Source organism: Thioclava sp. F36-7, from assembly GCF_002020075.1.
GTDB classification, from domain to species: Bacteria; Pseudomonadota; Alphaproteobacteria; order Rhodobacterales; family Rhodobacteraceae; genus Thioclava; species Thioclava sediminum.
The window spans coordinates 156,614-168,022 of record NZ_MPZR01000009.1 but is presented as its reverse complement, the minus strand read 5'-3'; the positions used below and the strand labels follow the sequence as shown (position 1 = coordinate 168,022).

Sequence of the window (11,409 nt, the reverse complement as noted above, 5' to 3'; positions counted from 1 at the left end):
AGTGGCAGTCCGTAGGGGAATCGAACCCCTCTTTCCAGGTTGAAAACCTGGCGTCCTAACCGATAGACGAACGGACCACTCAGAACCTTCCGGGCATACCTGCCTAAGGTGGAGCGGTGTTTAGGCCAGAGAACCGTGACTCGCAAGAGGGTAATTGCGGATTTTCGGAAAGTTTTTGCCCCTCCGTTACGGCAGGCTGGAAGCCTTGGAATTACAGTCCTTTTTTGCGTGCGATGGCGGGGTGGCGGTTACGCTTCGGCGGCGTCTTCGAGACGCAGCTGCACCTTGTTGCGCCCGCCCCATGTGTTGATCTCCAGCCGCCCGGCGAGGTGGAAGCGCTGCGCGCCCGGCTGGCTCAGCGCGGGACCGAGCGGGCCGTCGAACGCGCCGAAGCAGATCGCCTCGATCCGCCCGCCCATACCGTCGCCGAAATTGAAGCGCAGGTGGCTTTCCCCGATCCGGCGCGCGCCCACGACTTCCATATCGGCGAAGGCGAAGCGCGGGGCAGGGGCGCCTTGGCCGAAGGGGCCTGCACGGTCCAGATCTTCGATCAGCTGCGGCGTCGCGGCGCCCGGCATAAGCATCCCGTCGAGGCGCAGGTCGCGCGGTCCGATTTCGCCCGCCCCCTGTTTGGCCAGAAGCTCCGACAGGCGTGCCATCGCGGGCTCCAGCTTGTCTTCCTCGACCGTGAGGCCCGCCGCCATCTTGTGCCCGCCGCCCTTCAGCAGCAGCCCCTCGGCAGCGACGCGCTGGATCGCGGCCCCGATATCGACGCCCGCGACCGAGCGGGCCGATCCCTTGCCGATCCCGTCATCCACGCCAATCACGACCGAGGGGCGGTTCGTCGCCTCTTTCAGCCGCGCGGCCACGATGCCCACGACGCCCGGATGCCAGCCCGCTCCCGCCGCCCAGACCAGTGGCGCGTTCAGGCCACGCTCCTCGGCTTGTGTCAGCGCGGCTTCCCGCACCGCGTTCTCGACCTCTCGGCGCTCGGTGTTGAGCTGGTCGAGCCGCTCGGCGATGGATTGCGCCTCATGCGGGTCGGTTGTCGACAGCAGGCGCGCGCCCAGATCGGCCGCGCCGATCCGTCCGCCCGCATTGATCCGCGGGCCAAGCACGAAGCCCAGATGATAGGCGGCGGGCGCGCGGTCGAGCCGCGCCACATCCGACAGCGCCACGAGGCCGGGCCGTTCGCGCCGCGCCATGATCTTGAGGCCCTGACGCACCAGCGCCCGGTTGCAGCCCGTGAGCGGCGCGACATCGGCGACCGTCGCCAGCGCGACCAGATCGAGCAGCGTCATCAGCGGCGGCCCCTGCACGCCTTCGTCACGCAGCTGCCGGTTCGCCTCTACCAGCATCAGGAAGACGACCGAGGCGGCGCAGAGATGGCCCAGCTCGCCGGTCTCGTCCTGCCGGTTCGGGTTCACCACGGCCAGCGCAGGCGGCAGGGTCTCGCCGCCCAGGTGGTGGTCGAGAATGACGACATCGGCGGGTTTCGCGGCGGCCACGGGCTCGTGGCTCAGCGTGCCGCAATCGACGCAGACGATCAGCGGATGCTCGGCGCCGAGGCTCTCCATCGCGGGCACGTTCGGCCCGTAGCCCTCGTCGATCCGGTCGGGAATATAAAGCGTCGCCTCGCGCCCCATCGCGCGCAGCCAATTGATCAGAAGCGCCGCCGAGGAGCCGCCATCAACGTCGTAATCGGCAAAGACCGCGATCTTCTCACCGGACTTCACCGCTTTCAGGAACCTCGCCGCTGCCTGCTCCATGTCGCGCAAGGACCGCGGGTCGGGGAGCAGCTCGCGCAAGGTGGGTTCCAGGAAGCCCTCGCTCTCCTCCGGCGTCACGCCGCGCGCGACGAGGATGCGGGCGAGCGGCAGGGGCAGGCGCGTCTGTTGCGCCATCGCCTCGGCCAGCCGGTCGGCCTCGGGGGTGGGGCCGATCCAGCGGCGGCCTGTCAGGGATTGCTCGACGGAAAGGAAACTGCTCATGCCTTCGGGTGTAGCCAAATCATGCGAGCCCTGCCAGCCACTATGACGCGGAGCTTGCTCGGGCCGTCATTCGGGCCCTCACTCAGGGATGTCTTGCAGCAGAGCCTGGCGCGAGTCCGAGGCGAATTCGCGCCGCCACAGCATCCCCGTCGTGAACAGCGTCGCCGCAATGAGCGCATAGGGCCCAAGCAGCCACGCCAGCGTCGCCAAAGCGAAATAGACCGAGCGCAGCCCGCGATTGAAGCTTTTCGCGGCGTTGATGTTCACCTGCGCCGCCTGCTCGGCGCGCGGATAGGCCAGCGGGTCCTCGGGCTCATTGGGCACCGCCGCCATTGCGATCGCGGCATAGGAAAACAGCCTGTGCGACCAGACGAATTTCAAAAACGCATTCGCCCCGAACAGAACGGCGGTGAGGATGCGCGCCTCCCAGAGCAGATCGGGGCCGCGCGCGATGTCGAAATCATCGGCGAGATTCGCGAGCGGCTGCGGATTCGCGATCAGCGCCAGCCCGGCACCGATGGCGATCAGCGAGGAGGAGGCGAAGAAGGTCGTAGACTGCCGCAGCCCGTCCACCATCGCCGAATCGAAGATCCGCGGCTGGCGCGTCACAAGCTGGCGCATCCATTCGCGACGGTAACTCTCCATCAGTTTGCCCATCGACGGGCGGGCGGCACTCGGATGTTCGGTCGTCCAGCCGATCCCCATCCAGCAGGCGACCAGAAGGGCGAGCGCCGCGAGGTCGAGCGGCCCCAGCGGGCCGATATGAAACGTCGTCATCATATCGACAGTTAGCGCGATGCAGCTTCTCTTGTCACCGGGGCTTATTGGTTATATTTTCTGACCAACCGGGAGGAGTTTGCCATGGAAATGCCCAAGCCGAAGGAGGATCTGCTGGCGCGCAAGCCGCAGATCATCGCCCGCCTGCGCGAGGTTCTGCCCGCGGATGCGGTGATCGACGATCCCAGCGAGACGCGCGCCTATGAATGTGATGCGCTTTCGGCCTATCGCTGCCAGCCGCTGGGCGTGGTGCTGCCGCGCTCGACGGCGGAGGTCGCGGCGGCGCTGAAGGCCTGTCACGAGCTGGGCGTGCCGGTGGTGCCGCGCGGCGCGGGCACCTCGCTTGCGGGCGGTTCGATGCCGCAGGCGGATTCGGTGGTGCTGGGCCTCGCGCGGATGAATGCCGTGCTCGAGACCGATTACACCAACCGCTTCATCCGGGTCGAGGCGGGGCGCACGAACCTCTCGGTGACCGGGGCGGTGGAAAGCGACGGCTGGTTCTACGCGCCCGATCCGTCCTCGCAGCTCGCCTGTGCGATCTCGGGCAATATCGCGATGAATTCCGGCGGCGCGCATTGTCTGAAATACGGGGTGACCACGAATAACCTGCTCGGCGTGACGCTGGTCACGATGGAAGGCGAGGTGGTCGAGATCGGCGGGCCGTATCTTGACGCTGGCGGGCTCGATCTTCTGGGGCTGATCTGCGGCTCGGAGGGGCAGTTGGGCGTCGTGACCGAGGCTACGCTGAAGATCCTGCCGAAACCCGAAGGCGCGCGCCCCGTGCTGATCGGGTTCAACTCCAACGAAGTCGCGGGGGCCTGCGTAGCCGATATCATCAAGGCGGGCATCCTGCCGGTCGCGATCGAGTTCATGGACCGGCCCTGCATCGTCGCGACCGAGGCCTTCTGTCATGCGGGTTATCCCGATTGCGAGGCGCTGCTGATCGTCGAATGCGAGGGCAGCCCGGCCGAGATCGACGAGCAGATCGGCATGATCCGCCAGATCGCGACCCGTCACGAGCCGGTCGAGTTCCGCGAGGCGCAATCGGCCGATGAGGCCGCGCGGATCTGGCTGGGCCGGAAATCCGCTTTCGGCGCGATGGGGCAGATCAACGATTACATGTGCCTCGACGGGACGATCCCGGTCTCGGAACTGCCCTTCGTGCTGCGCCGGATCGGCGAGCTGTCGAAGGATTACGGGCTGGACGTCGCGAATGTCTTCCATGCGGGCGACGGCAATATGCACCCGCTGATCCTCTATAATGCCAACGAGCCGGGTCAGCAGGAGCAATGCGAAAAGCTGGGCGCGGAAATCCTGAAGCTCTGCGTCGAGGCGGGCGGCTGCCTGACCGGCGAGCATGGCGTGGGCATCGAGAAGCGCGACCTGATGGATGTGCAGTTCGAGCCCGCCGATCTTGAAGCGCAGATGCGGGTGAAGGACGTGTTCGATCCGAAATGGCTTTTGAACCCGGCGAAGGTGTTCCCGCTGGGTGCGAGCGCGAGCCGCCGTGCGAGCTGACACGCGAGCTGAGGGCCGGGAGGGGCGCTGCCCCGCTCGCTGACGCGAGCCCCCGGGATATTTTTGCCAAGAGGAAGGCAGATTTCATGAGAGTTGAGAGCGAGGCGCAGCTGGCCGAGGCCGTCCGGGATGCGGGTGGTGCGCTGGCCGTGCGCGGAGGCGGCACGCGGCCTGTGGGCCGGTGTCTGGGAGAGCCGCTGGAAGTCGGGATTTCGGGCATCACGCTTTACGAGCCAGGCGCGCTGACTTTGGTTGTGGGCGCGGGGACGCCTCTGGCCGAGGTGGAGGCGGCGATTGCCGCCGAGGGCCAGCGCCTGCCCTTCGAGCCTGCGAATTGGGGGCCGGTTCTGGGTGCCCCGGGCACGAGCACCGTGGGCGGTGTCGTGGCAGCGAACGTCTCGGGGCCGCGCCGGGTGCAGGCGGGGGCCTGTCGCGACAGCCTGATCGGGACGCGGTTCGTCGACGGGCGCGGGCAGATCGTGAAGAACGGTGGCCGGGTGATGAAGAACGTCACCGGCTACGATCTGGTGAAGCTGATGGCCGGAAGCTGGGGCACGCTCGGGGTGATGAGCGAGGTGGCCTTCAAGCTGCTGCCCGCAGCCCCGTCTCAGGCGACGGTTGTGATCGACCTTCCCGCCGGGGCCGCGCAGGTGGCCCTGGCGGCGGGTTTGGGTTCGCCCTTCGACGTATCCGGTGCGGGCTGGTTGCCCGGCATCGGCGCGGTGGTGCGGGTCGAGGGGCTGGCCGAATCCGTCGCCTACCGGGCGGAGCAGTTGCGCAAACTGATGGAGCCTTTCGGCCCGGTGCGGGTCGAGGAAGAGGGCTCGGCCGCGATCTGGGCCAGCCTGCGCGATCTGGAGCCGTTCATCGGCAAGGACGGCGATCTGTGGCGGCTTTCGGTGAAGCCGTCGGAGGCTTCCGAGATCGTCGCGCGTCTGGGTGGCGAGGTGCTGCTCGACTGGGGTGGCGGGCTGATCTGGGCGCTTCTGCCCGAAGGCAGCGACGCGCGCGCGCTGGCCTCCCCCTATACCGGCCATGCCACCTGCATGCGCGGCGCGGCGGGCGTGACCTTCGAGCCCGAACCCGCGCCGATCGCCACGCTGACCACCGCGCTGCGTGCGCAATTCGACCCCAAAGGTATTCTGAACCCCGGAAGGATGGGCTGATGCAGACGAATTTTTCGCCCGAACAGCTGAAAGATCCCGGCGTCGCGCGCTCGAACGAGATCCTGCGCGCCTGCGTCCATTGCGGGTTCTGCACCGCGACCTGCCCCTCCTATCAGGTGCTGGGCGACGAGTTGGACAGCCCGCGCGGGCGCATCTACCTGATCAAGGATATGCTGGAGAACGACCGGCCCGCGGATGAGAAGACGGTCAAGCATCTCGATCGTTGTCTGAGCTGTCTGGCCTGCATGACGACCTGCCCTTCGGGCGTGCATTACATGCATCTGATCGATCATGCGCGCGCCCATGTGGAGAAGACCTACAAGCGTCCGATGATGGACCGGCTGCTGCGCTGGACGCTGGCGAAGATCGTGCCCTATCCGGGCCGCTTCCGTCTGGCGATGGGCGGGGCAAAGCTGGCGAAACCTTTCGCGGGGCTGCTGCCGGATAAGCGGTTGCGCGCGATGGTGGGCATGGCGCCCAAGACCATCCCGCCGGTCAGCCGCAATGACGATGCGCAGGTCTTCGCCCCGATGGGCGAGAAGAAATACCGCGTCGCGCTGCAGATCGGCTGCGCGCAGCGGGCGCTCAACACCGATATCAACGATGCGACGATCCGGCTGCTGCGGCGGCTGGGCTGCGAGGTGGTGATCCCGAAGAACCTGGGCTGCTGCGGGGCGCTCTCGCATCACATGGGCCGCGAGGACGAGAGCCATTCGCAGGCGGCGCGCAACATCCGTGCCTATCTGAGCGAGGGCGATCTGGATGCGGTGATCATCAACACTTCGGGCTGCGGCACGACGGTGAAGGATTACGGCCATATGTTCCGCAACGATCCGATGGCCGAGGAGGCGGCGAAGGTCGCGGGTCTGGCCTGTGATGTGTCGGAATTCCTCGTGAAAATCGGCCTGCCGGAGGGCAAGGGCGGGATGCGGGTCGCCTATCACGCGGCCTGTTCGCTCCAGCATGGCCAGCAGATCAAATCCGCGCCGAAGGACCTGTTGAAACAGGCAGGCTTCGAGGTGGTCGAGCCTGCCGACAGCCATCTGTGCTGCGGCTCGGCGGGCACCTATAACCTGCTGCAGCCGGAGATTTCCGACGAGTTGAAAAAGCGCAAGGTGGCGACGCTCGAGGCGAAGGAACCGGAAGTGATCGCGGCGGGCAATATCGGCTGCATGGTGCAGATCGGCGGCGGCACCGAGGTGCCCGTTGTCCACACTGTCGAACTTTTGGACTGGGCCACGGGCGGGCCGAAGCCACCGGCGCTTGCACAGGCCTGATCCACGCCACAATCTGGCCGCATCGGGGCGCTACGAAAGGCAAAACGCCCCGCAATCTTCGGAGCCCCGATGCGCCTTCTTGCTCTCGCTCTTGCCTGTCTGACCGCGCTGCCTGTGCTGGCGCGGGCCGAGACGATCACCCATGCGACGCCCTTGCGGGCGCTGGAAACCGGCGACGATACGCGCGGCTGGCAGGCAGTGGGGCGGCTCGATCTGGGCCATGGCAGCTTTTGCACCGGCACGCTGATCGCGCCCGATCTGGTTCTGACGGCGGGGCATTGCCTCTATGACAAGCGCAGCGGCGCGCTGATCGATGCGCGCGAGATCGAGTTTCGTGCGGGCTGGCGCAACGGTCGCGCCGAGGCCTATCGCAAAGTGTCGCGCGCGGTGCTGCACCCCTCTTATCACTATGGCGGGCCGGTGGGCGTGAAGCGTTCGGAATTCGATCTGGCGCTGATCAAGCTCGCCCAGCCGATCCGCCTGCCGCAGCTTCAGCCCTTTGAGGTGTCGCGTAGCGCGCCCTATCGCGGCGAGGAAGTGGGCGTTCTGTCCTATGCGCAGGGTCGCTCGGAGGCGCCGTCGCTGCAACGCGATTGCTCGGTGCTGGAACGTGCGGGCGCGACGGTGGTGATGAGCTGCTCGGCCGATTTCGGAGCCTCGGGCTCGCCGGTCTTCAGCTTCGCCAATGGACGCCCCGAGATCGTCTCGGTGGTCTCCGCCAAGGCCCAGATGGGCGCGCGCCCGGTCTCGATCGGGGCGCTGGCCAGTGGCGTCGCCGATCTGCGGCAGGCCATCGAGAGCCGCGACAACGTCGCCACCACCCGCGAAATTCGCGCGGGCGGGGCAAAATTCATCAAGGCGAAGTAAGCGCGATGGGTGTTAAGCGGATCATCTTCGGCGTGGTGGCTCTGGCTCTGCTGGGCGGCATGGGCGAGGCGCAGGAGGCGCGCAATTCCGCGCTCGACCGGCTGTCGCAACGCGCCGATCTCTTCGGCTGGGAGGCGGTGGGCAAGGTCACCATCGGCGCTGACGGCTACTGCACCGGCGTTCTGATCGCGCCCGATCTGGTGCTGACGGCGGGCCATTGCATCTTCGACCGGCGCGCCAAAGGGCCGCGAGACCCGGCGAGCCTTGGTTTTGCCGCAGCCCAAACCGACGGGGCGGAGATCGCCGCGCGCCCGGTCACCGCGATGGTCGCCGATCCGGATTATAACCCGTTTGTGCCGCTCTCGGTGGACACCGTGCGCCACGACGTGGCGCTTTTGCAGCTCTCCGCGCCGATCCCGACTTCGGTCGCCGCGCCTTTTCGCGTCGGCGACGTGCCCGCCGCTGGGGCCGAGGTGTCGGTGGTGTCTTACGCGCAGGGCCGGGCCGATGCGCTGTCTTGGCAAAAGGCCTGCAGCGTGTTCGGTCGCGCGAAAGGGTTGATCGGGTTCGATTGCGATGTCGATCACGGCTCTTCGGGCGCGCCGGTTTTCGACCGCTCGGGGCTCGCCGCAGGCGGGCGGGCGCAGATCGTGTCGCTGGTCTCCTCGGGCTCGCGCAAGAATGGCGTCTCGCGCGCCTATGGGATGGAATTGCCCGCGATCGTCGCGCAGCTGAAATCCGCACTGCGCAGCGGGCGGGGCGTGATCCGCGCCGTATCCCCCAGCGCTTCCGCCGCACCGCAAATCCGGGGCACGGAGCCCGCGCAGGGCCAGCCGCGCATCCTGTCTGGCGGGGGCGCAACCGGGGCGAAATTCCTGCGTCCCTAAGGGCTTGGCCCGAAGCGGCGTACCTCTTGAAACGTCGCGAGAGATTTCCCAAATTTATGAGTGCCGGAATGCCTGATGAGGGTTCTGGCGCTTAACTGCCCGGCCCCGGAAAGGGGCGGGTCTCATAACCATCGCTCAAGAGAGGATGATGATATGCGAAACTTTGATCTTTCGCCCCTTTACCGCGCCACCGTGGGCTTCGACCGCGTGGCTGACATGATGGACCGTGCGCTGACCAGCGATCTCGCCCAGCCGACCTATCCGCCTTACAATATCGAGAAGACCGACGAGAATGCCTATCGCATCTCGATCGCCGTCGCGGGCTTCGGGTCGGGCGAGCTGAGCGTCGAACTGAAAGATGGCGCGCTGATCGTGACCGGTCGCAAGGCCGAGGACGATTCCGGCCGCACCTACCTGCATCGTGGCATCGCGACCCGCGCTTTCGAGCGCCGCTTCGCGCTGGCCGATCATGTGAAGGTCACCGGGGCCACCCATGAAGACGGGATGCTCCATCTCGATCTCGTCCGCGAAGTGCCCGAGGCGCTCAAACCGCGCCGGATCGAAATTGCAGGCCCGACCAGTTCCGAGGCCAAGCAGGTCGAGACGGTCGACGCCTGAGGCAACTACCATCGGTGAAAATGACGGGCGCGGGGGGATCACCTCCCGCGCTTTTTGCTATGCGAGAGCTTACGGCGGGGTGAGATCGCTGCCGCCGCGCTGGAACACCATCACATGATCGCCGCTGCCGGTGAAGGTAACGGCCGCGCCTTCGACCTGCGCCTGCTTCATGTCGAAGAACAGCTGCGCGAGGCCCGCATCGGCCTTGAATTCCGGCGTCTCCTGCTCGCAGGCGAACGTGGGCGAGGCCGATGTCGGCCGGATGCCAAGCGCGGGGTAGAGAGCGAACATCACCCCGGTCACGCAGAGGCAATGCCCGCAGACGGCGAAGCGCGAATTATCCCCGATATAGAAGCGGATCGCGCGGTTGGGTGCCTTGCCGTCCACCGTGGCGAGGTCATAGGCGCGCAGGGTCTCCACCTTCGAGGCGAGCGTCTGGGCGTCGGAGGTACCGCTCGGCATACAGGCCGCGAGCGCGGCTGCGACTCCGAGGGTCGCGACGCGCGCGGCCATCTTTCTCGAAAGATCGGTCATGGTCTTGGTCCGTTACTGGCGACTGCCAGCAGGATGCGCGAACCTTAGCTCGATGCGCATTGATCCGGCGCAAGGACCTTGGGGACCTCAGTCAGCGACCATCGCGCCGATCAGGGCGATCTCTTCGGTGCCTGCCTCGCGGGCTTTCTCCTCCAGCCGCCGATAGGCTGCGAGGACTGCTTCGCCCTCGGGGGTGAGCGACGCACCACCGCCCTTCGCGCCACCGCGCGCGCGATCCACGAGCGGCGACTTGAAGCCCGCATTCATCTCTTCGACGAGCGACCACGCACGTTTGTAGCTCATCTTCATCGCGCGCCCCGCCGCGGAGATCGAGCCGTGTTCGGCGATTTCTTCCAGCAGCCGCACCTTGCCGGGGCCCAGCATCGCCTTGTCGAAATAGAGGCGCATCATCAGGCGGGTCAGTTCCATTCGGGCATCCCTCGCACTCGTCACGTCATGCGCCCCTTATCCTGATCCTGTGCCGGGGCCAAGACAAGGGGCGGGCGCGCGAATGCACAGGGTCATGTGCTCTTGCCATTGCCCGCGCCTTGGGCGAGCGTGCGCGCGAAGGAGCCCCCGCATGTATATCTCGATCGCCTCGCTTGTGGGCGCCTATCTTCTGAGCCAGTTCTACCGCACTTGTTTGGCCGTTCTCACACCCGTTCTGGGCAAGGAAATCGGCGTGACGCCGGGCGATCTCGCCGTGTCGCTGGGGCTTTGGTACGGGGCGTTTGCGCTGATCCAGATCCCGATCGGCGAGGCGCTGGACCGGATCGGGCCGCGCCGCACCGTGGGCGTGCTGATGGCGCTCGGCGGGGGCGGGGGCGCGGCCGTCTTCGCGATGGCGCAGGGGCCGATGGGTATCCACATCGCGATGATCCTGATCGGGGCGGGCTGCGCGCCGGTGCTGGTGGGCAGCTATTTCATCTTCGCGCGCAGCTTCAAGCCGGCGCTGTTCGGCACGCTTGCGGCCTCGATGATCGGGGCGGGGAGCCTTGGCAATCTCGCGGGCGCGGCCCCGCTTGCGGCCTCTATCGAGGCTTTCGGCTGGCGTCAGACGCTTTGGGCGCTCTCGGCGCTGACGCTGCTGGTGGCGGCGCTGATCCTGTGGCTCGCGCGCGATCCCGAGCGGGTGGAGCAGCCCGCAGGCCGCCGCGGCACCGCGCTCGATGTGCTGCGCCTGCCGGGCTTCTGGGTGCTGCTGCCGCTGACGGTCGCGAATTACACCGCCGCTGCGGGGATCCGCGGCGTCTGGGCGGGCTCCTATCTGGCCGATGTCTTCGGCGCGGATGCGCAGCTGATCGGCAAGGTGACGCTGGTGATGGGCCTCGCGATGATCGCGGGCAACTTCGCCTATGGCCCGGCGGACAAGATTTTCGGCAGCCACAAGCGGGTCGCGCTTTACGGAAATGCGGTGCTGGCCGTGGCCTTGGCGGTGCTCTTCGTGCTGCCGGGGCAGTCGCTTTGGCTGGCGACGGTGCTTCTGGCGGCGATCGGCTTCTTCGGCGCGTCCTTCCCGGTGATCATGGCGCATGGCCGCACATTCTACCCGCCGCATCTGACGGGGCGCGGCGTGACGCTGCACAACATGTTCTCGATCATGGGGGTTGCCGCGATGCAATTCGCTTCGCGCCCCGTGTTCGATGCGGTCTCGGTGGGGCACACGCCTGCGGTGGCCTATGGGCTGCTCTTTGCGTTCTTCCTTGCGCCGCTGATGATCGGGCTGGTTTTCTACGTTTTCGCCCGCGACAGCGGCGATGGCATGAGCTAAACC

The 11,409-nt window shown here is 66.9% G+C and carries 11 protein-coding genes and 1 tRNA gene; 7 read left to right on the top strand and 5 right to left on the bottom strand.

The genetic code is table 11. The features are described from left to right. Window positions 1-2: 2 nt before the first annotated feature. From BMI89_RS16815 to BMI89_RS16805, 3 genes are all read right to left on the bottom strand, one after another. Window positions 3-77 (bottom strand) — tRNA-Glu (locus BMI89_RS16815). Window positions 78-248: 171 nt separating this feature from the next. Next, window positions 249-1,991: a single-stranded-DNA-specific exonuclease RecJ gene (recJ, locus tag BMI89_RS16810; RefSeq protein WP_078572014.1), complete on the bottom strand. Its 1,743-nt coding sequence runs from the start codon at window positions 1,989-1,991 to the stop codon at window positions 249-251. Window positions 1,992-2,069: 78 nt separating this feature from the next. Then, on the bottom strand, window positions 2,070-2,768 hold the full coding sequence (locus BMI89_RS16805) for a DUF599 domain-containing protein (RefSeq protein WP_246832059.1): 699 nt from the start codon (window positions 2,766-2,768) through the stop codon (window positions 2,070-2,072). Between the two features lie 84 nt (window positions 2,769-2,852). Here BMI89_RS16805 and BMI89_RS16800 point away from each other — a divergent pair, with 84 nt between their 5' ends. The 6 genes from BMI89_RS16800 to BMI89_RS16775 all read left to right on the top strand — a co-directional run bounded on the left by BMI89_RS16800 (window position 2,853) and on the right by BMI89_RS16775 (window position 9,101). Next, window positions 2,853-4,286, top strand: coding sequence for an FAD-linked oxidase C-terminal domain-containing protein (locus BMI89_RS16800; protein WP_078520196.1), 1,434 nt, complete (start codon window positions 2,853-2,855; stop codon window positions 4,284-4,286). A gap of 86 nt (window positions 4,287-4,372) precedes the next feature. Further along, window positions 4,373-5,452: an FAD-binding protein gene (locus tag BMI89_RS16795; RefSeq protein WP_078572012.1), complete on the top strand. Its 1,080-nt coding sequence runs from the start codon at window positions 4,373-4,375 to the stop codon at window positions 5,450-5,452. Beyond that, window positions 5,452-6,729 (top strand): glycolate oxidase subunit GlcF, encoded by a 1,278-nt coding sequence (gene glcF / locus BMI89_RS16790; RefSeq protein ID WP_078542782.1) that lies wholly within the window; start codon window positions 5,452-5,454, stop codon window positions 6,727-6,729. The genes BMI89_RS16795 and glcF overlap by 1 nt, the downstream gene beginning before the upstream one ends. A 69-nt stretch (window positions 6,730-6,798) precedes the next feature. Continuing rightward, window positions 6,799-7,596, top strand: coding sequence for a S1 family peptidase (locus BMI89_RS16785; protein WP_078520193.1), 798 nt, complete (start codon window positions 6,799-6,801; stop codon window positions 7,594-7,596). 5 nt (window positions 7,597-7,601) lie between these two features. Then, a complete protein-coding gene (locus BMI89_RS16780) occupies window positions 7,602-8,483 on the top strand; it encodes a serine protease (protein WP_078572010.1) in 882 nt (293 codons plus the stop codon). A gap of 153 nt (window positions 8,484-8,636) precedes the next feature. Further along, a complete protein-coding gene (locus BMI89_RS16775; RefSeq protein ID WP_078572008.1) occupies window positions 8,637-9,101 on the top strand; it encodes an Hsp20 family protein in 465 nt (154 codons plus the stop codon). Between the two features lie 69 nt (window positions 9,102-9,170). Here BMI89_RS16775 and BMI89_RS16770 read toward each other — a convergent pair whose 3' ends face one another. Together BMI89_RS16770 and BMI89_RS16765 are read right to left on the bottom strand one after the other, a co-directional pair. After that, window positions 9,171-9,635, bottom strand: a complete 465-nt coding sequence (locus BMI89_RS16770) for a hypothetical protein (RefSeq protein WP_078572006.1) — start codon at window positions 9,633-9,635, stop codon at window positions 9,171-9,173. 87 nt (window positions 9,636-9,722) lie between these two features. Next, window positions 9,723-10,064 (bottom strand): LysR family transcriptional regulator, encoded by a 342-nt coding sequence (locus BMI89_RS16765; RefSeq protein WP_246832058.1) that lies wholly within the window; start codon window positions 10,062-10,064, stop codon window positions 9,723-9,725. A 151-nt stretch (window positions 10,065-10,215) separates the two neighbouring features. On the opposite strand from BMI89_RS16765, the gene BMI89_RS16760 reads away from it, so the two are divergent. After that, entirely contained in the window at window positions 10,216-11,406 is a 1,191-nt protein-coding gene (locus tag BMI89_RS16760) for an MFS transporter (protein ID WP_078520189.1), read from the top strand. The last annotated feature ends 3 nt before the right edge of the window (window positions 11,407-11,409 follow it).